The sequence below is a fragment of the Streptomyces sp. NBC_01197 genome, from assembly GCF_036010505.1.
Classification (GTDB): domain Bacteria; phylum Actinomycetota; class Actinomycetes; order Streptomycetales; family Streptomycetaceae; genus Streptomyces.
Genome location: NZ_CP108569.1, coordinates 2,643,169 through 2,665,387, shown reverse-complemented (window position 1 = coordinate 2,665,387; position 22,219 = coordinate 2,643,169). Strand labels below are relative to the sequence as shown.

The window sequence follows — 22,219 nt, the reverse complement described above, 5'->3', positions numbered from 1 at the left end:
ACGGCGCCCTTCCCCCTCCGGGGCGCCGTGCCGCGCTCCACCCTGCTCCGCCGCACCCTGTATCACCCTCTGCGCTGACCTGCGCACTGGCGTCCCCCGCCCTGAAGTCCCCGAGGAAACAACGGAGTTCCCCCATGTACTTCGCCGCTGGCACCCCCGCAGCGCCACCCCACACCGGCGGACTGCTCGCCGTCGTCGGCGGCACCACCGGTCTGCTGACCGTCGCCGTCCTGGGCATCGCGCTGCTCCTCTTCCTGATCATCAAGGTCAGGCTGCAGCCGTTCGTCGCGCTGCTCGGCGTCTCCATAGCCGTCGGCCTCGGTGCCGGACTCTCCGTCACCGAACTCTTCGGCACGGTCCAGAAGTCGTCGTCCGTCTCGATGATCGAGTCGGGCATGGGCGGCATCCTCGGGCACATCGCGATCATCATCGGCCTCGGTACGATGCTCGGCTCGATCCTTGAGGTCTCGGGCGGCGCGGAAGTACTGAGCGCCAGGCTGCTGAAGCTCTTCGGTGAGAAGCGCGCCCCGCTCGCGATGGGTCTCACCGGCCTCATCTTCGGCATCCCGATCTTCTTCGACGTCGGCATCTTCGTCCTCGCGCCGATCGTCTACGCGGCCGCCAAGCGGTCCGGCAAGTCCATCGTCCTGTACGCGATGCCGCTGCTCGCGGGCCTGTCGATGACCCACGCGTTCCTGCCGCCGCACCCCGGCCCGGTCGCCGCCGCCGCGCTGTTCCACGTCTCGCTCGGCTGGGTCATCCTGATCGGCGCCGCCTGCGGTATCCCCGCCGTGCTGGCCGCCTGGGTGTACGCGGCGTGGATCGGCAAGCGCCTCTTCGTCCCGGTGCCGCAGGACATGGTCGAGGCCGCCGCGGAGGCCAAGGCCGCGGTCGTCGCCGAGCAGCGGGCCCTGGGCGTCAAGCCGCAGGAGAAGCCGGTCCCGCTGGGGACGGTCCTCGCGATCATTGGGACCCCGCTGATCCTGATCCTGCTGGCGACGTTCTCCTCGATCGCCCTGGACCCCTCGACGCTCCGCTCGGTCCTGGAGTTCTTCGGACACCCCTTCGTGGCCCTGACGATCGCGCTCTTCCTCTCGTACTACCTCCTGGGCATCCGCCGCGGCTGGTCGCGCAAGTCCCTGGAGGCGGTCTCGACCGCCTCGCTCAAGCCGGTCGGCAACATCCTGCTGGTGGTCGGCGCCGGCGGCATCTTCGGCGCCGTCCTCAGCGGCAGCGGCATCGCGGGCGCACTGTCCAAGACCTTCAACGACGTGGGTCTGCCGGTCATCGTGCTGGCGTACCTGATCTCGCTGGTGCTGCGGGTGGCCCAGGGCAGCGCGACGGTGGCGATCGTGACCACGGCGGGCATCGTCCTGCCGCTGGTCGACGGCCAGCACCTCTCACAGCCGCACCTCGCCCTGATCATCATGGCCATCTCGGCCGGCTCGATCTTCGCCTCGCACGTCAACGACGGCGGATTCTGGATGGTCGCCAAGTACTTCGGCATCTCGGAACGGGACACGCTGAAGTCCTGGACGGTACTGGAATCGGTCCTGTCGGTGGCGGGCTTCGTGGTCGCCGCGGTGCTCAGCCTGGTGATCTAGGCGGTCCAAGGCTTACGCGGCCACTGCTGAGTCGTGCCGGCAGGAGCGAGGTCAGCGAGGCGGAAGCCGGTCGTACGTCTTGAAGGTGTAGTACGAAGACAGAGTGATCGCGTTCCCGGCCGCCGCCGGGAGCCCGAGCCGGTCGTTGACGAGACGCCCCAGCGGGCCACACCCGTCGGCCGCCGGGGCGGTGAAAACATCGTCGTACGCGTCGAACCTGATGACCGGCTGGTTCTTCGAGACCCACTCGGAGTCGCGCGCTCCAGGTGCAGCTCGATGGGGGAATCGCCACCGACGGCGCACCCCTTCGGCAGCAGGGGAACGGTGGCGGGCTTCGTGGTCACCGCGCTGCTCAGCCCGGTGACCGAGACCGTCCGGTCCGCCGCTGCGGAAAATCCCTTCTGGATCGCCGCGTGGGCCTGGCAGGATGCCACGATGAAACTCGACCAGGCACTCGTGGACGCCGCGATCGCGCAGATGGACCGCCGCTGGCCGGGGCGCGAGGACGCCGGGGCGGCAGCCGTCTACCTGGACGACGGCCGGATCCTCACCAGTGTCTGCTTCGACAACCTCAACGCGGGTGTGACGCTCTGCCATGAGGTCGGGGCGTACTGCCAGGCGTACACCCTGGACCGGAAGGTCACGGCGTCGGTGTGCGTCAACCGGATCGCGGGCAGGCTCGCCGTTCTGGCGCCGTGCGGGATCTGTCAGGAGCGGCTCGCCCTGTGGGGTCCCGGCGTCGAGTTGGCGGTCCCCGCTCCCGGCGACCCGGGCGGCTGGCAGGCGCGTACGCTCGCCGAGGTCAACCCGTACTACTGGGGCCGCGAGTTCGCCGACGGCGACTGGCCGTCGACCGAGGTGCACACCGGGTGACACCGCGGCGCCCCGGCAACGTGTTCGGTGACCGCTGCCGGGGTTTCGGGGCGGGGAACGCAGCGGTGGGCGGCCACGGCCGACCGCAGGCGGATCACAAGGTGACGCGCTTGCCGGACATGAACTCCGCGAGGCCCGAGACAGGGAGGACGCGGATACTCCGTTCCGCCCCGGGCAGGGCGTCCCGGTAGGCCACGAGGTCGCGTACGCCCGAGGTCACGACCACGCTGCTGACATGGCGGTCGGCGATGACCATGGTGAGGGCGTCCACCGTGTCGGGGCATTTCTCGGCGGGGATGGCGGCGAGCGCGTGTTACGGCCCTGGGGCGCGACCGTGTGGCCCCAGGTGCCGGGGCGCAGTCCCGGCCGGGGGCTACGCCATCTGTCGCCGCACCAGTTCGTGCAGCCGGCCGGCCGTGTCCGCGAGGAGTCGGGCCGGGGGGCCCTGCTGGACGATGCGGCCGTCCGCCATGACCACGACCCGGTCCGCGTCCATGACCGTCGACAGGCGGTGCGCGATGACGATGCGGGTCGCGTTCAGTGCGCGCGTGCTGTCGATGACGGTGCGCTGGGTCTCGTTGTCGAGCGCGCTCGTGGCCTCGTCGAAGAAGAGGATGCGGGGGCGCCGGATCAGCGCCTGCGCGATCATGAGGCGCTGCCGCTGCCCGCCCGAGATCGCGCCGCCCCCGGCGATCATCGTGTGCAGTCCCATCGGCATCTGCTTGATGTCATCGGCCAGGCCCGCCATCGCCGCTGCCTCCCACGCCTCCTCCTGCGTGAACACCTCCGCGCCGCAGATGCAGTCCAGGATCGAACCGGTCAGCGGCTGCGCGTTCTGCAGCACCACCCCGCACTGCCGGCGCACCGCCGCCTGGTCGAGCGCCGTGAGGTCCTGGCCGTCGTACAGCACACCGCCCGTGACCGGCCGGTCGAAGCCGATGAGCAGACGCAGCAGCGTCGACTTGCCGCAGCCGCTCGGGCCGACGACCGCCACGAACTCGCCGGGCCGGACGGACAGCGACACATCGTCCAGGACGAGCGGGCCGTCGTCCGTGTACCGGAAGGACACCCCGCGCGCCTCGATCTCGCCCGTCAGGGCGCCGGGCTGGGTGCTGGCGGCGCGCACTTCGGGCGCCTCGTCGAGTACCGGCTTGATCTGCTCGAACATCGGAAGGACCGCCGCCGCCGACAGCGCCGCGCCGGTGAGCTGCGTGACCGCGGTGAGCAGCATCGTCACCGCGGTGCTGAACGTGAGGAAGTCACCCGCCGACATGCTGCCCCGCGCCGGGCCCGCGAGCAGCATGAACATCACCAGGGAACACAACGGCAGATAGACGGAGTTGAGCACCGTGGTGAGGTTCTTGACCCGTCCCGCGCGCCGCTGCAGCTCCCGGCTGCGCGCGAACTCCCCGGCCCACGCGGCGTACGCGAAGCTCTCCGCGCCCGCGACGCGCAGCTTCGGCAGTCCGCGCAGCGTCTGGAACGCCTGGTTGTTGAGCTTGTTGCTGAGTACCACGAGGCGCCGCTGCCAGCGCAGTTCCCACAGCCCGAGGGCGAGGAAGACGGCCGCGATCACCGCCAGCATCCCGAGGGCGGCCAGGGCGAGTGGCACGCTGTAGCAGAGCAGCAGGACGAGGTTCAGCGCGCCGACCGTGCCCGCCTGCACCACCACAGGGCCCACGCCCGACAGGAGCCGGCGGATCGAGCTGATGCCCATCGCCGCGCTGGCCAGCTCGCCCGTGGAGCGCGAGGCGAAGAAGCGGGTGGGCAGCCGCAGCAGCCGGTCCCACACGGCCGGTTGCAGCGCGCCCTCGATCCGGCCCTCCATCCGCAGGATCGTCAGGTTCTGCAACAGCATGAATGCCGCCGATACGATGCTCGTCACCATCACCGCGACGGACACCTGGACGATCAGGTCCGACTCGGCGTTCGGCACGTACTCGCCGAGCACCCGCCCGGTCGCGACCGGCACCAGGGCGCCGATCGCGACCGTCACCAGGCCCGCGCCCAGCAGGTTCCGAACGTCGCCGCGGGTGCCGCGCGCACTGAACCGCAGCAGCCGCAGCGGGCTGAGCGGCCGGTCGGGCAGCGGCCGGTACAGCATCACGGCCCGCGGTTCGAACTCGTCGGCGTTGTCCTCGTCGATCCGGGTGGGCCGTCCGCTGGACGGATGCACGGCCTCGTAACCACCACGCCGCCAGAGCAGCGCGACCGGGGCGCCGGACGCGGCCCGGTGCCCCACCAGGGGGCCGGTGTTCTCGCGCCACCAGCGGCCGTCGAGGCGGACGGCCCGGCTGCGGATCCGCGAGGCGACCGCGATCTGCTCGACCGGGTCGATCCGGTCGCTCACGGCGCCGATCCGGGCGAGTTCGGTGAGTGTGATCCCGGCCGCGTCGGCGACCAGCTTGCACGCGGCATACGTCGCGTCGTCACCGTAACCGGCGGACGTTCGCCGTGAACTCCCCCTGCCCGGGCTGCCGATGGACGCGAGAAGAGTCCGGTCGGCGTTCTCGCGTACGGTCTCGCCCGCCTTGATACCGGCCGCCGTACGGGTCTCGTGCGCACTCTCCAGGCGCTCGATCCACCGGTCGAGTGCCGAGAGCAGCCGGAACTGCTGGTTGACCATGCGCTGCCACATAGACCCGTCGACCAGCAGGTCGCCGGCCGCGTCCGCGCTGTACGACGCCCCGTACTGGACACTGCCCGGCATGACCGGCAGCCACAGGATGTCGTCGTCGCCCACCGAGTCGTCGCCCGCGGTCCTGCCGTCGAGCGGAGCCTCGAACAGCACCCGCTGACTGCGGCCCACGCCCAGCGCGAAGGCGTGTTCCAGAAGGCTCAGGGCCGAGTCCTGGGTGTCGTACTGGCTGAGGTACTGCTGGTCGTACGCCCACGAGCCGTCGCCGTGGTCGGGGACCTGCAGTTCCCGCAGCGCGATACGGCGCAGTGCGCAGCCCTGCAACGGCCGCCCCACCAGCGTGTGCTGCGGGCCCTCGACCGGCCCGAGCAGCAGCGTCCCCGCTTCGAGCCGGCCCAGGAAGTGCCAGTGCCCCTGCGCGACGGTGTCCACCGCGAACAGGTCGAGCGCGCCCCCGACGACGAGCCACAGGACCTGCGGCCCCTCCAGCGGGAGGCTGCGCACGCCGGCGCAGTCCACCGGGGCGCCCAGCGCGCCGAACGCGGCGGTCACCTGGTCGCCCGGGGTGTGCTCCTGGTGCGGGTGCGTCACGTCAGTGCTCCCTGACCAGTTCGGCGTACGGGCCCCCGGCGGCGGCCAGCTCCTCGTGGCGGCCGCGCTCCACGACCTGGCCGTGGTCGAGTACCACGATCTCGTCGCTGTCGCGGACCGTGCTGAGGCGGTGCGCGATCACCACGCAGGCACAGCCGCGGCGCCGCAGATTGTCGATGATGAGCTGCTCGGTCTCGGCGTCCAGGGCGCTGGTCACCTCGTCGAGTACGAGGACGCTCGGCCGCCGGACCAGGGCCCGGGCGATTTCGAGCCGCTGGCGCTGCCCGCCGGAGAAGTTCCGTCCGTCCTGCTCGACCCGGCCCTGGATGGAGCCGGGCCTGCGCGCCACCACGTCGTACAGCGCCGCGTCCTTGAGCGCGTCGACGACCGCCTCGTCCGGGATCGACGGATCCCACAGGGCGACGTTGTCACGGACCGTGCCCTCGAAGAGGAACACGTCCTGGTCGACGAACGACACGGACGCCGTCAGCGCGCCCCGCGGGATGTCCTCCAGACGCTGTCCGTCGATCCGGATCGTGCCCTCCCACGGGCTGTACAGACCGGAGATCAGCCGCGACACCGTCGACTTGCCGCTGCCGGAGCCGCCGACGAGGGCGACCTGCTGCCCCGGTCCTACGGTCAGCGAGAAGCCCGTCAGGAGCGGCTTGTCCAGCGGGCTGTAGCCGAACGTGATGTCGTCCAGCGTGACGTGCCCCTTCAGACGGCGGGTGCTCGGCGCCGTTTCGGAGCGGGCGTACAGGGAGTCCACGGGGAAGCTCTCGACGTCCTTCAGCCGCGTCACGTCGGCGGCGAAGTCCTGGATGCGGCCCGCGACCCCGTTGAGGCGGGTGACCGGCGCGGTGAAACGCACCACGAGCGCCTGGAACGCCACCAGCAGCCCCACCGACAGATGCCCCTCGACCGCGCGCAGACCTCCGATCCACAGGATCAGCGCGCTGTTCAGCGTCGCCAGGGTCGGTGCCACGATGCCCAGCCACGCGCTCGGCACCCCGAGACGCTGCTGCTCCTCAAGGGTGGTGGCGTGCTGACCGGCCCAGCGCCGGAAGTAGCCGTTCTCGCCACCCGTCGCCTTCATCGTCTCGATCAGCTGAAGGCCCGTGTACGAGGTGTTGGTGAGCCGGGCCGTGTCCGCGCGCAGCTTCTGTGTACGCGTGGCGCGCAGCCGGATCACGATCCGCATCGCGATGACGTTCCCGAGCGCGATGCCCACGCCGACGAGCGTCAGCTGCGGGTCGTACGTCCACAGCAGCGCCGCGTACAGCAGCACCACCACACCGTCGACCCCGGCGGCGGTCAGATCGCGTGCGAGGGTCTCGGCGACCGCGTCGTTCGACTGGAGGCGCTGCACCAGGTCGGCCGGGCTGCGCTGGGCGAAGAACGTCACCGGGAGCCGCAGCAGATGGCCCAGGAAGCGTGCGCTGCTGAGCGTCGACGCGATGATGCGCCCGTGCAGCAGGTTCGCCTGCTGGAGCCAGGTGAGGACGGCGGTGAGCGCCACCATCGTCGCCATCGAGGCGAACAGAGCCCCCAGGAGCGACGTCTGATGGCCGAGCAGGAACATGTCGATGTACGTGCGGCTGAGCGCGGGCAGCGCCGCGCCGGTCGCGACCAGGAGCAGGCTGGCGAGGAGCGCGGCGAGCATCGTGCCCGTGGTGCCGCGCAGACGTGCGGGCAGCGCCCTCAGGACGCCCGGCCTGCGGCCGCCCTGGCGGAAGCCTTCGCCCGGTTCGAGGACGAGGACGACGCCGGTGAAACTGGTGTCGAAGTCCTCGGCGGGCACGAACCTGCGGCCCTTGTCCGGGTCGTTGATGTGCATGCCGCGCCGCCCGAAGCGCCGGCCCATGCCGTCGTAGACGACGTAGTGGTTGAACTCCCAGAAGAGGATCGCGGGCGCCTTGACCTCGGCGAGGGCGGCCGGCTCCATCTGCATGCCCCTGGCGGTCAGGCCGTAACTGCGCGCCGCCTTCAGGAGGCTGCTGGCCCGCGAGCCGTCGCGCGAGACGCCGCAGGCGATGCGGAGCTCTTCGAGGGGGACGTGGCGGCCGTGGTGGGCGAGGACCATGGCCAGGGACGCGGCGCCGCACTCGACGGCCTCCATCTGGAGGACGGTGGGCGTGCGGACGGTCCGCCTGCGCATCCGGGGCGCGGGCGCGGGACGTACCTTGCGGCGGCCGTGGCCGGCCGGTGGCAGCTGCTGCTGGGTGGCGGGGGAGGGGCTCACGGAAGCAGCCAATCGATCGGGTGCTGCCCGGCGAGGTGCACGGCGCCGGAGGCCGGGGTCATGGAGTCGAGCGCGTACGGCGGGCCGCCCGCTGACGACCAGGCGTAACCCGACCGGGTGGCGGCGGACTTGACCAGCTTCACCAGGACCGCGACCGTCGGGCCGCCTTTCGTGAACTGCCCGGCCAGCTGTTTGTCGCCGAGGAAGCCCGCTATCTGCTGCTGGGTCTGCGCGCCGTGCCCCACCGCCTGTACGCGTCCGCGCAGCATCCCGTACTGCTGGGACGGCGCCGACTGGACGGTGAGATCGACGTCCGCGCCGACCGGTACGGTCCCCGCGCTGTCCGCCCGGACGTACACCATGGCGAGCAGGGGATCTGTGGCGCTGTGGGTCTTCTCCACCGTGGCGACATCGGCGCCGGTGGTGACGACGGTGCCGATCCCGGCCGAGAGCGTGGTGACCCGGCCCGCGTCGATGGCGCGGACGAGCCGGTCGCCCTGTGATGTACGGACCTTGAGGACCGGTGCGCCGACGGCCAGGCGCTGCCCTTGCCTGGCGAGCACGCCGGTGACCTGACCGGTGACGGGGCTCTGGAGGACGTAACTGCCCTGCGCGTGCGTCAGGATGCCGGGTGCCCGCAGCGTCGACGAGACCGAGCCGGTCACCGCCCACACGGACGCGGCGGCCATCACGACGACCGTCACCACCAGGGCGAGCAGCCCCTGCGGTCGGGCGAGCCGCACGGGAAGGTCGAGTTCCTCGGGCGACTGCAGCTTGGACAGGGCCTGTTGGCGGAACTGCACGACGTTCTTCCCTAACGTTGCGGAGCCGGCGGGCCGACGGGCGCGGCTTCGCGCACACGGCCTGGAGCGCCGTCGAGCCCCGGAACCGGGGGGAGGTTCCGGGGCCCGTGTGGAGCTGTGGCTCAGGCGCCGGCGATGAGGCCGGTCACGGTGCCGGTGACGGCGCCCGTGTTGACACCCGTCAGACCGGAGACCGTGCCGACGACGCCGCCGACGAGGCCCGAGACCGGGGCGATGGAGTCGGCCGTGCCGGTCACGCTGTTGACGAGGCCACCGACGAGACCGCCGGAGACGTTGTCGAGGTCGGCGTCGGAGATCTCAAGGGTCTGAACCTGGGGGACGGAGTTCATGATGTGAGCGGCCTTTCTCAGGGGTAATTCGAGAAAGCGGGAACCAGTGGTGCAACTCCCGCAGTGCGGAGGATCAAAGCACGATGACGCCTCGCACATCCACTCGGAAGGTCCCCGTTCAGGGGCTGTGTGGTCACGAAATTGCGGCGGAGTGCAGGTCTGTTCACCAAGCCGGGACAGCCCCTTCACGGGATCCAAAGGTTCGCATTACCCGGGGCGCTGCGCATTTCACCAAAGTGGACACTCCCGCATTAATGGACAACGTCAATTCCGCGGGTTGTGCGTGTTCTCGGGACGCCGTGACCGGACTGCGCAGTCGGTGTGCAGGTTCACTGGAGATGCTCATGGCCCAGGTGAGGCGGCGGTGGCCCCCGGTGCCCCCGGGCGGGGCACCCTTCCCCGCGGCCCCCTCTTGCGTTAAGAATGCGCATGACAAACCGGAAGAACTTCGGTCACAGAGGGGACCCCCCACATGAAGAAGCCTCTCGTCGGCGCTCTGCTCGCTCTTTTCCTTATGGGCGCGGCAGCGACACCCGCGGTGGCGGCCACCAGCCGTCCCACGGTCAAAGCGGCCGACTTCGCGGGCACGGTGGCGCTGAGCAACTGCTCGGGCTCCGTCGTCCGCGTGCCGGACTCCCAGCCTGGCGATCCCGCGCTGGTGCTCTCCAACGGCCACTGCCTGGAGACCGGCTTCCCGGCCGCCGGCCAGGTCATCACCGATCAGCCGTCAAGCCGTAGCTTCTCGCTGCTCAACGCGGCCGGCCGCTCGGTCGCCACGCTCAGGGCGAGCAAGGTGGCGTACGCGACGATGACCGACACGGACATCTCGCTGTACCAGCTCACCTCCACGTACGCGCAGATACAGAGCAAGTACGGCATCTCGGCGCTTGAGCTCAACGCCGCCCACCCCGTACAGGGGACGGCGATCAGCGTGGTCTCCGGGTACTGGAAGAAGATCTACAGCTGCAGCGTGGACGGTTTCGTCTACCGCCTCAAGGAGGGCGACTGGACCTGGAAGGACTCGCTCCGCTACACCTCGGCCTGCAACACCATCGGCGGCACCTCGGGATCGCCGGTGGTCGACACCGCGACCGGCAAAGTCGTCGCCGTCAACAACACGGGCAATGAGGACGGCGAGCGCTGCACAGAGAACAACCCGTGCGAGGTGGACGAGAACGGCAACGTCACCATCCACCAGGGCATCAACTACGCCGAGGAGACGTACGGGATCGTGCCGTGCGTCGGCACCGGCAACAAGATCGACCTGAGCCGCTCGGGCTGCGCCCTGCCCAAGCCGTAGCAACAGGGGAGAGTGCGGCGGCGCCCGTCGGGGACCGACGGGCGCCGTTGTGCGCCCGCGGCCGGTCATACTGGGCGGTGAACCGAGAAGCAGGGGGCCCCGCACATGGCATGGACCGGGCAGCAGGGCGGCGCGCAGCCGGGACCGTACCCACCGCCACCGCCACCGCCGCAGCAGCCACCGCCGCAGCCCCAGCAGGCTTTCGGGCCGCCGCCCCCGCAGATGTACGCTCCCGTGCCGCCACCGGCGCAGCAGCAGCCCTCCGGCTCCGCTTCCTTCGCGGGTGGGCCCGACTTCCTCGCCGCGGACCGGCACAACGCCGTCGTGGTCGACAGTGAAGGGGTCTCCTTCGAACGGGGCGGCCGGACGGCGGACTTCGCCTGGAGCCATATCAGCTCGGTCCCGTACAAGGGTTCCTACGGGGGCACCACACTCATGGTGGCGGTGGTGCTGGGCGACGGCATGTTCTACGAGTGCGCGGTGAACGCCCGAAACAGCACCATGCTCCAGCAGTGGTTCGCGGAGCTGGCTCCGGTGCTCGGGTACTACCTCGGCGGACGACCGCAGTAGACCTCCCGGCCGCGTGCCGTCCATCCGCGGTGGGAGCACGCAAGGCGGCAGCGCCACCGGGGGAGCGGCGGCGCTGCCGAGCTGGGCCTAGCGCCGCGGCAGGCAACGTTTGCCCCGTCGCGACGCCCGGCACTTCCCCAAGTTCTCGGCTGCGCTCGAACAGGGGAGGCCCCAACTCTCGCCGCACCGGCCGAAAGCCCAAGTACGTCCAGTACGGGGGCTTCCGGCCGGCACGCCGAGAGAACGCACCGGACGCCGCTCCTTGACGGGCAAACCTTGCCTGCCGCGGCACTAGCGGTCGCTACAGGCTGTGGACGTGCGGTCCGACCGCGCCGGACCAGGAGTTTCCTGCCGTGGCGTCCCAGTTGGTGGACCAGGTCATCGCGCCGCGCAGGCCGGGATAGGTCTTCGAGGGCTTGAACGAGCCGCAGTTGCTGCCCTTGGTGAGGCAGTCGAGTGCGTTGTTGACGACGCTCGGCGCGACATAGCCGCTGCCCGCCGCGCTCGACGACGCGGGGACACCGATGCCGACCTGCGAGGGGGCGAGACCGCCCTCCAGCTGGATGCAGGCGAGCGCGGTGAGGAAGTCCACCGAGCCCTGCGAGTAGACCTTGCCGTCGCAGCCGAGCATGGAACCGCTGTTGTAGTACTGCATATTGACGACGGTCAGGATGTCCTTGATGGCGAGCGCCGTCTTGAAGTACTCGTTCGACGTCGACTGCATGTCGATGGTCTGCGGGGCCATGGTGACGACGAGCCCCGAACCAGCCTTCGTCGCAAGGGACTTGAGGGCCTGTGACATATAGGTGGAGTTGAGGCCGTTCTCCAGGTCGATGTCGACGCCGTTGAAGCCGTACTCCTGCATCAGCGAGTAGACGGAGTTGGCGAAGTTGGCGGCCGATGCCGAGTCGCTGACCGAGACGGTGCCGTTCTGGCCGCCGATCGAGATGACGACGGACTTGCCCGCCGCCTGCTTGGCCTTGATGTCGGCCTTGAACTGGTCGGCGGTGTAGCCGCCGAGCCCGGCGGAGTCCAGGTTGAAGGTGACGGCGCCCGGTGAGCTTCCGGTGTCGGCGAAGGCGACCGCGATGATGTCGTAGGCCGCCGGTACGTCGCTGAGCTTCTGGACTGCGGCGCCGTTGTTGAAGTTCTGCCAGTAGCCCGTGACGGCGTGGGCGGGCGGGGCGGCCGTGGCCACCCTGGCAGCCGTGGTGGCCGTACCGGCTGTGTTGCCTGCGGCCTGGGCCGTCGTTCCGGCGAAGGAGAGGGCCGCCGCCGCGAGCGCGGCCACGGCGGTACCCAGCCAGGCGCGGGTGGATCGTCTGGATTTCACGTACGGCCTCCAGGTGTGGGGGGTGGGGGCTGAGATACGGCTCGGTGGCCACCGCCGAATGCCACCAAGCTGGTCCAGACCAATTGCAATGTCAAGGGATCTGTCCGGACGGCGTCCTCTTCTCCACCGTTTCTCCGTCTTCCGGGGCCGGTTGCTCACCCGCCAAGATCCAATGAATCTTGGGCAGTTGTGGCTCTTCCGGCGTGTCCCCTGGATACAGTGCTGAGGCAGGAGCAACTCGCTGTGAACGGGGGACCACGACGTGCCGACCGCCATAGCTGTCACCAGCGGCGACCTCGCGCTGCCGCCGTCCGACCGGCACACCCCGCTCGCCGCCGTACTCCAGCCGCCCTCCGCGCAGTCACTCGAAGCCTCCATCGCGGATCTCCACGCTCTCCTCGAACAGCACGGATACGTCGTCGTGCCGTACGCGGCCGCGCTGCCCGCGCCGTATGTACAGCGGCTGCACGCCGTCCGCTCGGTCCTGGAGAGCGACCGCATCGCCCTGCTCCCCGTCGACCTGCCGCCGCTCGGTGTCGCGGTGCTCGCCCGGCAGCTGCGCCAGCTCTCCGTGTGCGACTTCAGCCCCGGTGTCCTCGCATCGGCGGCCCGGCTGCTCGCCCACTACATCTACGCGGGCGCGCAGCTCCCCACGGTCACACGGCTCGACCACGTACCGGTCTCCCTGACCGCACACGCCACATCGTGGCTGCCGGGCTCCGAGTTCGCCGTACTCGCCTCACCCGCACCGCAGTTGGCCAAGGTGACCGGCGCCGAGCCCGGACTGCTCGAAGGGCCGTCGTTCGCGACCCGGCTGCTCGTTGCCAGGGGCCGGCTCCAGTCCGACTGGGTGACCACGGTGCTCGCCCCCGCCTGGCGGGTCCAGGGCCATCTGGAGACCGCGCTGCCCGCCGACTCGGCCGGCTGGTGGGCCACGCCCCGGCTGGTGGAGTTCGCCGCGGCCATCACCGAGCTCTCCGTCCTCCACCGGCTGGTCTCCTCCGTACGCCGTGAACTGTGCCGGTGGTGCGGGCTCGAACTCATAGGAGACCGCTGCGGGTTCTGCTCAGCACCGTTCGCCGATCCGCACGCCCAGATCGAGAGGTTGCCCGCCCAGTGAACTCCCGCCAGCGCCGCGGCGTCGTCCTGTTGGTCCTGTCGGCCGTCTGCGCCGTCGCCGCGATCATCGGCGTGCTCTCGGTCATCCGCGACGTGAATGCGAAGGTCGGCCCCGAGGTCACGGCGTACCGCGTCCGGAGCGACATAGCCCCGTACAAACAGCTCACCCCGGGCGACTTCGAGGAGACCCGGATGCCGCGGCGGTGGCTCTCCGGCAACGCGGTGACCGACCTGGCCCAGGTGCGCGGCAAGATCGCCGTCACCCAGCTGCGCAAGGGCTCGCTGCTGCAGAGCGACATGATCGTGCAGCAGCCCGAACTCAGCGCGGGCGAGCAGGAGATCGCCATCATGATCGACGCCTCCACCGGGGTGGCGGGCAAGATCACACCGGGCTCCGAGGTCAACATCTACGCGACCTTCAAGGGCGACGACAAGGGCGTCCCCGACACCTCCAAGGTCATCGTCTCCAACGCGCGCGTCGTGGACGTCGGCAAGCTCACCGCCCTCGATCCCGGCCAGAACGAGAGCGACCGCTCCCGGCAGTCCACCGACGCCGTCCCGATCACCTTCGCACTCAAGACGCTCGACGCCCAGCGCGTGGCGTACGCGGAGTCCTTCGCCACCCATGTCCGGCTGGCGCTCGTCGCGGCAGGCGGCAGCCCGGCCGTCCCGCAGCGTGACCGCACCTACACCCTCGACGGCGACAAGTGAGGGACAGATGACGACTCGTATCCTCCCCGTGGCCGGTGACCCGGACGCGGCGCGCGCGGTGATCACCCTGCTCAGCCAGCTCCCCGACGCGGAACCCTTCCCGCCGGTCGCCGACTCGACCTCGCTGCTCGACCTGCTCGCCCGGCTGGCCGCCGAATCGCTCGACGAGCTGCCCGAGGTCGTCCTGGTCCACGAACGGATCGGCCCGGCCCCCGCGCTTGAGCTGATCAGGGAGGTCGCGCTGCGCTTCCCGGCGGTCGGCGTCGTCCTCATCACCGCGGACATCAGCCCGCTCCTCTACACGTCGGCGATGGACGCGGGCGCCCGCGGCCTCATCGGACTGCCGCTCGGCTACGAGGAGCTGGCGGCCCGGGTACAGAACGCGGCCTCCTGGTCCACCGGCGTACGCCGCCATCTCGGCGGCGGCCCCGACCCGGCCGCCGGGCCCGGCGGCACGGTCGTCACGGTCACCGGGGCGAAGGGCGGGGTCGGCGCCACCGTCACCGCGGTCCAGCTGGCGCTGGCGGCCCAGGCATCCGGCAGGTCCGTCGCCCTGGTCGACCTCGACCTCCAGTCCGGTGACGTCGCCTCCTACCTCGACGTACAGTTCCGCCGCTCCATCGCCGACCTCGCGGGCATCGCCGACATCTCCCCCCGGGTCATCCAGGACGCGGTGTACGCGCACCCGACCGGGCTCGGGCTGCTGCTGGCACCCGGCGAGGGCGAGCGGGGCGAAGAGGTCACCGACCGGGTCGCCCGGCAGGCGATCGGCGCGCTGCGCAACCGGTACGAGATCGTGGTCGTGGACTGCGGCACCCAGCTGACCGGCGCGAACGCGGCGGCGGTCGAAATGGCCGACCACGCGCTGCTGTTGGTCACCCCCGACGTGGTGGCCGTCCGGGCCGCCAAGCGGATGGTGCGGATGTGGGACCGGCTCCAGGTCCGCAAAGCGGAGGAGACGGTCACCGTCGTCAACCGGGCCACCCGGAGCGCCGAGATCCAGCCGGCGCTGGTCGAGCGCATCACCGGTACGAAGGCGGCCCGTGCCGCGATCCCGGCCGGGTTCAAGGAACTCCAGGCGGCGGTGGACGCGGGCCGGATGCAGGACCTGGACAGCCGCTCCGCGGTCAAGCAGGCCATGTGGGGCCTGGCCGGGGAGCTCGGGCTGGTGAAGGCGCCGGCCGCAGCCGCCCACGGCAGGGGCGGCCGGGGCGGCCGGCTGCGCGGCCGGGGCGGCAAGCTCGACAGCGACCGGGGCGCGGTGCTGGTCGAGTTCGCCGGGATGGCCCCGCTGATCGCTTTCGTCCTGGTGGCGATGTGGCAGTGCGTGCTGTGGGGCTACACGTTCTCCCTGGCGGGCAACGCGGCGGACGAGGCGGCGCGGGCGGCCACGGCCTCGTACGCGGTGGACGGTTCGACGGCGGGCTGCCGGGAGGCGGGCCTGAAACGGCTGCCGGCCAACTGGCGCGGAGCGGCGACGGTGTCCTGCGGCGCGTCGGGAAACCTGATGAAGGCGACCGTTCATCTGCGGACGCCGGTGCTCTTTCCGGGGGCCGGAAACTTTCCGTGGCCGGTGGACGGGAGCGCGGGGGCGGCGCTTGAGGGGGGAGGCGGGGGATGAAGCCTGCGCGGCGTACCGTCCACGGGGCCCCGCCCCGGGCCCCGGTCCTCGAACTCCCCCAGACTCCGTCCGGGGGGACCCCCAGGACGGGCTGGATCTTGTCGACGTGGGCTGGCCGAGAACAAGCCTGTCCGGCGCTTGAGGACCGGGGGCCCGGAGGCGGAGCCCCGGAAACCCGCACCCGACGCCGCGACGACCGTGGCACCGCCATCCTCGAATTCACCGGGATGCTCCCGATCCTCCTCTTCATCGGCATGGCAGCCATCCAGCTCGGCATCGTCGGCTACACCGCCAACCAGGCAGGCACGGCGGCCCGCGCCGCCGCCCGCACCGAAGCCCTGGAGGCCGGTACGGGGCGCGCCGCCGGACAGGACGCCGTGTCCGGCTGGCTCCAGGGCGACACCACCGTCAGCATCCGCGGCGGCGACACCGTGAGCGCGACCGCCACCATCGCCGTCCCGTCCGTGCTGCCGGGCTTCCACCTCTTCGGCCCGGTCCACCGCACCGTCACCATGCCGAACGACACCACAGCCGCCAGTGCCACAGCCGGGAACGACAGGGAGGCACCATGAGTCTGCGGGCCCGCATCGCCGCCCCCGAGGAACACGGCGGCGGCCGGGAGGACGGCCATCAGGTCGCCGTCTACCGTGCCAAGCTCCTGGAGGAGATCGACCTCGCCGAGATGTCCTCGCTGGCCGCCGCCGACCGGCGCGCCAGGCTGGAGCGTGTACTCGGCCACATCATCAGCCGCGAGGGCCCCGTACTCTCCACCGCCGAACGCTCCCAGCTGATCCGCCGGGTCGTGGACGAAGCGCTCGGCCTCGGCGTACTGGAACCGCTGCTCGAAGACGCCTCCATCACCGAGATCATGGTCAACGGCCCCGACTCGATCTTCGTGGAACGGGCCGGACGCGTCGAGCAGCTCCCGATGCGCTTCGCCTCGACCGAGCAGCTGATGCAGACCATCGAGCGCATCGTGTCGACCGTCAACCGCCGGGTGGACGAGTCCAATCCGATGGTCGACGCCCGCCTGCCGTCCGGCGAACGCGTCAACGTCATCATCCCGCCGCTCTCCCTGACCGGCCCCACCCTCACCATCCGCCGCTTCCCCCGCGCGTACCGCCTCCAGGAGCTGATCGCGCTCGGCACGCTGGACGAGCAGATGCTGCTACTGCTCTCCGCGTTCGTCCGGGCCCGCTTCAACGTGATCGTCTCCGGGGGCACCGGATCGGGCAAGACCACCCTCCTCAACGCGCTCTCCGGTCTCATCCCCGACCACGAGCGCATCATCACCGTCGAGGACGCGGCCGAACTCCAGCTCCAGCAGGCCCATGTCGTACGCCTGGAGACCCGGCCGGCCAACGTCGAGGGCAACGGCCAGATCACCATCCGCGACCTCGTCCGCAACTCGCTGCGGATGCGCCCCGACCGGATCATCGTCGGCGAGGTGCGCGGCGGCGAGACGCTCGACATGCTCCAGGCGATGTCGACAGGACACGACGGCTCGCTCGCCACCGTGCACTCCAACAGCGCCGAGGACGCGCTGATGCGGCTCCAGACCCTGGGTTCCATGTCCGAGGTGGAGATCCCCTTCGAGGCGCTGCGCGACCAGATCAACAGCGCGGTCGATGTCATCGTCCAGCTCGCCCGGCACGCCGACGGCTCCCGCAAGGTCAGCGAGCTGGTGCTGCTCGTCAGTCACGGGCGCGAGCGTTTCCAGATCTCCACGGTCTCGCGGTTCCGCGCGCAGCCGATGACCGCGGACCGGGTCGTGCACGGCCGGTTCGAGCATCTGCCGCTGCCGCGCAGGATCGCGGAGCGGCTGTACCTCGCGAATGAGGCGCTGCCGCCCGCGTTCGGCGTGGTGGAAGGCGTCGACCCGCTCAACACGAGAGAGGCGAGGTAGGGCAGCACCATGACCAACACCGCTCTGCTGGCGATCGGCGGCACGCTGCTCTGCGGTGTGCTCGCCGTCGCCGGTGTCCATGTGTACGCCAGGGGGAAGGCCCAGCGCGAAGCCCTGGTCGACCGGCTCTCGTACAGCGGACCGCACCCGGAGGGGCTGCGTGTCCGCCGCTTCGGCGGGGTCGACCGCAGACTCCGCGGGACGGCCTTCGGCAAGCGGCTCCAGCTGCGCCTGGCCGCGACCGGCCTGGATCTGACGGCGGGCGAGTTCGCCGTGTACGTCATCGGGGGAGTCGCCGCACTCTGGCTGGTCGCCTCCGCGGCGCTGGCCCCGTTCTTCGGCCCGGTCGCCGGCCTGGTCGCGCTGTGGGCGGGCAACACCTTCCTCAACTGGCAGCGCCAGAAGCGCATCGAGGCGTTCATCAACCAGCTCCCCGAGCTGTCCAGGATCCTGGCCAACGCGACCGCGGCCGGGCTCGCTCTCCGTACCGCCCTTGGCATGGCGGCGGAGGAGCTGGAGGCGCCCGCGGGCGAGGAACTGGCGACGGTCACCGCACAGCTGGCGCTGGGCAGGTCGATCGACGAGACCCTGGGCGAGCTGGCCGCCCGGCTGCCCTCCCGGGAACTGGTCGTCCTCGTCACCACCCTGGTCCTCTCCAACCGCGCGGGCGGCACGGTGGTCGGCAGCCTGCGCAACCTCACCGGGACGCTGGAGGAGCGCAAGGAGACCAGGCGGGAGGTCGTGACGATGCTCTCCGAGGTCAACGCCACCGCGTACACCCTGCCGCTGCTCGGCGTGGGCGCCATGATCATGCTCAACTCGATGGACTCCGGCTCGCTGGCCCGGATGACCGGCCACCCGCTCGGCCAGGCGGCCGTGCTCGTCGCGCTCGCCCTGTACGCCGTCGGGTTCATCGGTATGCGGCGCCTCGGCAAGATCGAAGTCTGAGGGAACGGGACGACAGCCATGGTGGGACTGGTGCTCGCCCTCGTACTCGGCGCGGCCGTCGCCGGGATGTTCCTGGGTGTCAGGATGTACCGCTCCGATGTGAAGGTCCCCAGCGATCTCGCCGTCGCACTCGAAGTCGGCGCCACCCGCGTTGGCGGCGCCGAGGCGGCGGTCGACCGGGCCGGGATGCGCTTCGCGCCCGCCGTGCTCAGGGCGATGGGCCCCAGGGCGGTGGAGAAGAAGCGCCGCAGGATCGACTCGGCGGGCAACCCGGGCGGCCTGACCGTCGACCGCTATGCGGCCCGTCGCGCGGTGTACGGCATCTTCGGCGGCCTCGCGGGTCTCGCGCTGCTCACCAACGGCAGCTGGTTCTTCGCTGTCTTCGCCTTCGCCTACGGGGGGTTCGCCGCCGACGCGACGATCTGGCAGGCCATCCGCAAGCGCAAGGACATCATCGAGCGGACCCTGCCCGACTTCCTCGACGTCCTCGCCGTGGTCGTCAGCGCGGGCCTCGGCTTCCGGCAGGCGCTGGAACGGGTCGCCGAGAGGTACGAGGGGCCCTGGGCCGACGAACTGCGCATCACACTGCGCCAGATGGACATGGGTGTCAGTCGCCGCCAGGCGTTCGACGAACTGCGCAGGCGCAACGAGTCCGAGCAGGTCTCGCAGTTCGTCAGCGCACTCCAGCAGGGCGAGGAGCTGGGCGCGCCGATCGCGGAGACCCTCATACAGATCGCCAATGACATGCGCCGCACCGACGCCCAGAACTCCCGCCGCCGGGCGGCGAAGGCGATCCCGCAGGCCACAGTGGTCACGCTGATCACCATGGTCCCGGCGACGCTCATCCTGATCGTGACGAACATGTTCCTGGGCTCCACCACCGACTTCGGTTCGCTGTTCGGGAACTGAGCGATGACACCGCGGTGGGCGCCGTTGATACGGAGGGTGGGATCCGGCCACTTTCCGTCAGCTGCTTCGAGGCCGCAACCCTTTGTGCCACCCTCTCCCCAGGGATATGACTTCGGGCCGAGTCCGAGGGAGGCGGAGGTCATGCACCGCACCGCCTCCGGCGCGAGCGACCAGCGTTTCGCCGTTGCCAGCGTCACCCGAACCAGCACCAACAGCCGTACGGCGAGAGCGGTATGGCTGGGAACGTCCGCACGGGAGTCCGGCCGCCATGGCTGAATTCCCGCGCGGTGAGGGGAGGCGGGGTGCCGCGTACGGCAGCCCTGCCGCAGACACGGAGTCGTACGTTCCCGAAGGGGCAGAGCATGGCGAAGGACATCACGCTCAAGGCGTATCTGGCACTCGGCACCTGGCGCGACACGGTCGTCTCCCGGATGCACAGGCGCGCGGGCGACAGCGGCGCGAGCATCGTGGAGTACGGCGGGCTGCTGGTGATCGTGGCGCTGATCGTGGTGGCGGTGCGGGGGCTGGGGCTGCAGAACATCATCTCGAAGGCGATCGGTACCGCCGTCAACTCCATCACCGGGGGCTGAGGGCGGGGACGCCCCGAGCCGGGGGCGACGGGGGCCAGACCATCCTCATCTACGTGGTCGTGGTGAGCGGGCTGCTCTTTCTGGCCTTCGCCTATTTCGCCTTCGCGCAAGCCGCCGAGGCCCGCAATGGTGCCCAGTCGGCCGCGGACGCGGCAGCGCTCGCGGCGGCCCAGGACGTCCGGAACCAGATGGCCGACGGCCTGACCGGTTCGCTGGGCCAGAAGGACGCATGGGCGGGCTGGCTTCTCGGCGACCACCCTGTCGCCGGTACGGGGAGTGCCGCGGCGGCCCGGCTCGCGGGCGACAACGACGCCACCCTCGACGGGCTCGCGCCGACGACGGTCAAGGGGTACCCCGCCTTCGAGGCGAGCGTCACCACCCGGTTCACCGTCGGCAAGTCCGTCATCCCCGGGACGGAGGGCAGGCACGCCAAGGCCCACGCCGTCGCGGTGATCGAGCCGCGCTGCTCCGTCACGCCCTCCGGCGACCTGGCGCTCGTCGAATTCGACTGTGGCCGCCGGCACTGGGAGATCGACCCGAAAAAGCTCGACACAATTGAACTGCCGCAGCCGAAGGACCTGTTCGCCGTCCGCCTGGCCGAGTGAGGATGAGTAGTAGATGAGTATGCGTCGCACCTTGAAGGCCCGCAGGGCGCTGGCCACCGTGGCAGTCGCAGCGGGTCTGGCGTTCACCGTGGCGGGCTGCGGAGGCGACGGCGGAGGTACGGACAAGGGGAGCGCGTCGTCCCCTGCGGCCGGTGCGAAGGGGAGCGGCAACACCGCGCAGCCCGCTCCGTCCGTGTCTGCCGACAAGACCCTGGCGCAGGTCAAGGGCGGCGCTGACATCACCCTGACCATCACATCGGCGGTGCGCGACACCGGTGGGTTCCTCACCGTCAGCGGAACGGTGAAGAACGGAAGCGGCAAGTACTGGCTCGAACCCAGCTGGGCGGGGGACGAGAAGGAGCTGGCCGCCAACTCCACGTCTATGGCCGGGGCCGCACTGGTCGACCAGGCGGGCAAGAAGAAGTACCTCATCCTGCGGGACACCGACGGCCGCTGCCTCTGCACGAAGTTCAGCGGCGGCATCCAGGCGGACGAGGAGAAGCCGTTCTACGCCCAGTTCCCCGCCCCGCCCGCCAGCACCAAGTCCGTGGAGTTCCAGATCGGCGACATGCCTCCCGCCACCATCGACATCTCCGACGGGCAGTGACCGATGAGACGACCACGCCGCCCCGCGGCCATCCTCGCCGCCGCCCTCCTGCTCACCGGGCTGACCGTCACCGGGGCGCAGGCCGCCGGGCCCAGCCCCAGCGCGCCCCCGGACAGTACGACGTCCTCGCCACCGCCCACGATCGACCCGGCCGCCCCCGGGCTGCGGCTCGGCGACGGAGCGACGCTCGCCGCCTCCCACGTCCTCGACATCAAGTCCGTCGTCGAGGACCTCGGTGGTGAGGAACGCCGTGAGGACACCAACGCCGATGTGACGTTCGCGCTCCAGGCCGAAGTCCTCTTCCCCAAGGACAGCCCCAAGCTCAATCCGGAGGCCAGGGCGCGCATCAAGGCCATTGCGGACGAAGCCCTGGCCCAGCACGCCACCAAGGTCCGGGTCTTCGGGTTCACGGACGACCTCGGCTCGTACGAGCACGGCAAGGTCCTCTCCAAGCGGCGCGCCGACGCCGTGCAGGAGGAGCTGGCCAAGTCGCTCGGCTCCGACGTCACGTTCGACATCCGCGGATACAGCGAGGACTACCCGATCGCCTCGAACGCCACCGAGGAGGGCCGTACGAAGAACCGCCGGGTCGAGATCTCCTTCCCCCGCGGCGAGAAGCCCGGGCCCGGGTCCGGCTCCGGCTCGTAGCTCCGCCGGAGACGATGCAGCAACAGCTTCTGCTGGTGGCCGAATTCGGTTGCCCCGTGTACCGGCGTGCGGGCACTGTGTCGCGAGGCCATTCGGCTCCGGGGTGCGCGATCCGGGGCGCGCGGTTATGGACGTGCGTTCCTGGGCGGGCGAACCGTGTCGTGCGGGGGTCCTGCGCCTACGGGGGTGGGGCCGGGCCCCCGCGCTCCAGGGCCGGGTCAGCGCCTGTGCCCGTGTCCGTGCCTGTGCCC

At 70.7% G+C, this 22,219-nt stretch carries 20 protein-coding genes and 1 pseudogene; 15 read left to right on the top strand and 6 right to left on the bottom strand.

The window, feature by feature from the left end:
• Positions 1 to 134 precede the first annotated feature (134 nt).
• Positions 135 to 1,604, top strand: coding sequence for a GntP family permease (locus tag OG452_RS11965; RefSeq protein ID WP_327295608.1), 1,470 nt, complete (start codon positions 135 to 137; stop codon positions 1,602 to 1,604).
• A 276-nt stretch (positions 1,605 to 1,880) separates the two neighbouring features.
• Complete coding sequence (locus OG452_RS11960; RefSeq protein ID WP_327295607.1) at positions 1,881 to 2,477, top strand: cytidine deaminase; 597 nt, start codon at positions 1,881 to 1,883, stop codon at positions 2,475 to 2,477.
• Positions 2,478 to 2,571: 94 nt separating this feature from the next.
• Here OG452_RS11960 and OG452_RS11955 read toward each other — a convergent pair whose 3' ends face one another.
• The 5 genes from OG452_RS11955 to OG452_RS11935 form a co-directional block, all read right to left on the bottom strand.
• Positions 2,572 to 2,748, bottom strand: a complete 177-nt coding sequence (locus OG452_RS11955; RefSeq protein WP_327295606.1) for a hypothetical protein — start codon at positions 2,746 to 2,748, stop codon at positions 2,572 to 2,574.
• A 102-nt stretch (positions 2,749 to 2,850) separates the two neighbouring features.
• Entirely contained in the window at positions 2,851 to 5,706 is a 2,856-nt protein-coding gene (locus OG452_RS11950; protein ID WP_327295605.1) for an NHLP bacteriocin export ABC transporter permease/ATPase subunit, read from the bottom strand.
• 1 nt (position 5,707) lies between these two features.
• A complete protein-coding gene (locus OG452_RS11945) occupies positions 5,708 to 7,864 on the bottom strand; it encodes an NHLP family bacteriocin export ABC transporter peptidase/permease/ATPase subunit (RefSeq protein WP_327299597.1) in 2,157 nt (718 codons plus the stop codon).
• Positions 7,865 to 7,944: 80 nt separating this feature from the next.
• Positions 7,945 to 8,751 carry an HlyD family efflux transporter periplasmic adaptor subunit gene (locus OG452_RS11940; RefSeq protein WP_327295604.1) on the bottom strand — a complete coding sequence of 269 codons (807 nt, stop codon included), beginning with the start codon at positions 8,749 to 8,751 and terminating at the stop codon, positions 7,945 to 7,947.
• A gap of 122 nt (positions 8,752 to 8,873) precedes the next feature.
• Positions 8,874 to 9,101 carry a type A2 lantipeptide gene (locus OG452_RS11935; RefSeq protein ID WP_327295603.1) on the bottom strand — a complete coding sequence of 76 codons (228 nt, stop codon included), beginning with the start codon at positions 9,099 to 9,101 and terminating at the stop codon, positions 8,874 to 8,876.
• A gap of 472 nt (positions 9,102 to 9,573) precedes the next feature.
• Here OG452_RS11935 and OG452_RS11930 point away from each other — a divergent pair, with 472 nt between their 5' ends.
• Complete coding sequence (locus OG452_RS11930; RefSeq protein ID WP_327295602.1) at positions 9,574 to 10,401, top strand: S1 family peptidase; 828 nt, start codon at positions 9,574 to 9,576, stop codon at positions 10,399 to 10,401.
• Between the two features lie 105 nt (positions 10,402 to 10,506).
• Positions 10,507 to 10,971: a hypothetical protein gene (locus OG452_RS11925; RefSeq protein ID WP_327295601.1), complete on the top strand. Its 465-nt coding sequence runs from the start codon at positions 10,507 to 10,509 to the stop codon at positions 10,969 to 10,971.
• Positions 10,972 to 11,272: 301 nt separating this feature from the next.
• On the opposite strand, the pseudogene OG452_RS11920 reads toward OG452_RS11925, so the two are convergent.
• Positions 11,273 to 12,268: pseudogene (locus OG452_RS11920) on the bottom strand (chitinase); the annotation flags it as partial.
• Positions 12,269 to 12,566: 298 nt separating this feature from the next.
• On the opposite strand from OG452_RS11920, the gene OG452_RS11915 reads away from it, so the two are divergent.
• The 11 genes from OG452_RS11915 to OG452_RS11865 all read left to right on the top strand — a co-directional run bounded on the left by OG452_RS11915 (position 12,567) and on the right by OG452_RS11865 (position 21,968).
• Complete coding sequence (locus OG452_RS11915) at positions 12,567 to 13,424, top strand: hypothetical protein (RefSeq protein ID WP_327295600.1); 858 nt, start codon at positions 12,567 to 12,569, stop codon at positions 13,422 to 13,424.
• On the top strand, positions 13,421 to 14,134 hold the full coding sequence (gene cpaB, locus OG452_RS11910; protein WP_327295599.1) for a Flp pilus assembly protein CpaB: 714 nt from the start codon (positions 13,421 to 13,423) through the stop codon (positions 14,132 to 14,134). The genes OG452_RS11915 and cpaB overlap by 4 nt, the downstream gene beginning before the upstream one ends.
• A gap of 7 nt (positions 14,135 to 14,141) precedes the next feature.
• Positions 14,142 to 15,755, top strand: coding sequence for an AAA family ATPase (locus OG452_RS11905; protein ID WP_327295598.1), 1,614 nt, complete (start codon positions 14,142 to 14,144; stop codon positions 15,753 to 15,755).
• 227 nt (positions 15,756 to 15,982) lie between these two features.
• Entirely contained in the window at positions 15,983 to 16,327 is a 345-nt protein-coding gene (locus OG452_RS11900) for a TadE/TadG family type IV pilus assembly protein (protein WP_327295597.1), read from the top strand.
• A complete protein-coding gene (locus tag OG452_RS11895) occupies positions 16,324 to 17,661 on the top strand; it encodes a CpaF family protein (protein WP_327295596.1) in 1,338 nt (445 codons plus the stop codon). Before OG452_RS11900 ends, OG452_RS11895 begins: the two co-directional genes overlap by 4 nt.
• 9 nt (positions 17,662 to 17,670) lie before the next feature.
• Positions 17,671 to 18,609, top strand: coding sequence for a type II secretion system F family protein (locus OG452_RS11890; protein ID WP_327295595.1), 939 nt, complete (start codon positions 17,671 to 17,673; stop codon positions 18,607 to 18,609).
• An 18-nt stretch (positions 18,610 to 18,627) separates the two neighbouring features.
• A complete protein-coding gene (locus OG452_RS11885) occupies positions 18,628 to 19,518 on the top strand; it encodes a DUF5936 domain-containing protein (RefSeq protein WP_327295594.1) in 891 nt (296 codons plus the stop codon).
• A 362-nt stretch (positions 19,519 to 19,880) separates the two neighbouring features.
• Positions 19,881 to 20,108 (top strand): hypothetical protein, encoded by a 228-nt coding sequence (locus OG452_RS11880; RefSeq protein ID WP_327299596.1) that lies wholly within the window; start codon positions 19,881 to 19,883, stop codon positions 20,106 to 20,108.
• On the top strand, positions 20,105 to 20,713 hold the full coding sequence (locus tag OG452_RS11875; protein WP_327299595.1) for a pilus assembly protein TadG-related protein: 609 nt from the start codon (positions 20,105 to 20,107) through the stop codon (positions 20,711 to 20,713). Before OG452_RS11880 ends, OG452_RS11875 begins: the two co-directional genes overlap by 4 nt.
• Before the next feature lie 13 nt (positions 20,714 to 20,726).
• Positions 20,727 to 21,320 carry a hypothetical protein gene (locus OG452_RS11870; RefSeq protein ID WP_327295593.1) on the top strand — a complete coding sequence of 198 codons (594 nt, stop codon included), beginning with the start codon at positions 20,727 to 20,729 and terminating at the stop codon, positions 21,318 to 21,320.
• Between the two features lie 3 nt (positions 21,321 to 21,323).
• Positions 21,324 to 21,968, top strand: a complete 645-nt coding sequence (locus OG452_RS11865; protein WP_327295592.1) for an OmpA family protein — start codon at positions 21,324 to 21,326, stop codon at positions 21,966 to 21,968.
• The last annotated feature ends 251 nt before the right edge of the window (positions 21,969 to 22,219 follow it).

Coding starts and splice junctions, on each gene's coding strand:
- OG452_RS11965 (WP_327295608.1), top strand. CDS start 135: ATGTACTTCGCCGCTGGCACCCCCGCAGCGCCACCCCACACCGGCGGA.
- OG452_RS11930 (WP_327295602.1), top strand. CDS start 9,574: ATGAAGAAGCCTCTCGTCGGCGCTCTGCTCGCTCTTTTCCTTATGGGC.
- OG452_RS11900 (WP_327295597.1), top strand. CDS start 15,983: ATGCTCCCGATCCTCCTCTTCATCGGCATGGCAGCCATCCAGCTCGGC.
- OG452_RS11895 (WP_327295596.1), top strand. CDS start 16,324: ATGAGTCTGCGGGCCCGCATCGCCGCCCCCGAGGAACACGGCGGCGGC.
- OG452_RS11905 (WP_327295598.1), top strand. CDS start 14,142: ATGACGACTCGTATCCTCCCCGTGGCCGGTGACCCGGACGCGGCGCGC.
- OG452_RS11870 (WP_327295593.1), top strand. CDS start 20,727: ATGAGTATGCGTCGCACCTTGAAGGCCCGCAGGGCGCTGGCCACCGTG.
- OG452_RS11960 (WP_327295607.1), top strand. CDS start 1,881: ATGGGGGAATCGCCACCGACGGCGCACCCCTTCGGCAGCAGGGGAACG.
- OG452_RS11865 (WP_327295592.1), top strand. CDS start 21,324: ATGAGACGACCACGCCGCCCCGCGGCCATCCTCGCCGCCGCCCTCCTG.
- OG452_RS11885 (WP_327295594.1), top strand. CDS start 18,628: ATGGTGGGACTGGTGCTCGCCCTCGTACTCGGCGCGGCCGTCGCCGGG.
- OG452_RS11880 (WP_327299596.1), top strand. CDS start 19,881: ATGGCGAAGGACATCACGCTCAAGGCGTATCTGGCACTCGGCACCTGG.
- OG452_RS11925 (WP_327295601.1), top strand. CDS start 10,507: ATGGCATGGACCGGGCAGCAGGGCGGCGCGCAGCCGGGACCGTACCCA.
- OG452_RS11935 (WP_327295603.1), bottom strand. CDS start 9,101: ATGAACTCCGTCCCCCAGGTTCAGACCCTTGAGATCTCCGACGCCGAC.
- OG452_RS11890 (WP_327295595.1), top strand. CDS start 17,671: ATGACCAACACCGCTCTGCTGGCGATCGGCGGCACGCTGCTCTGCGGT.
- OG452_RS11945 (WP_327299597.1), bottom strand. CDS start 7,864: ATGCGCAGGCGGACCGTCCGCACGCCCACCGTCCTCCAGATGGAGGCC.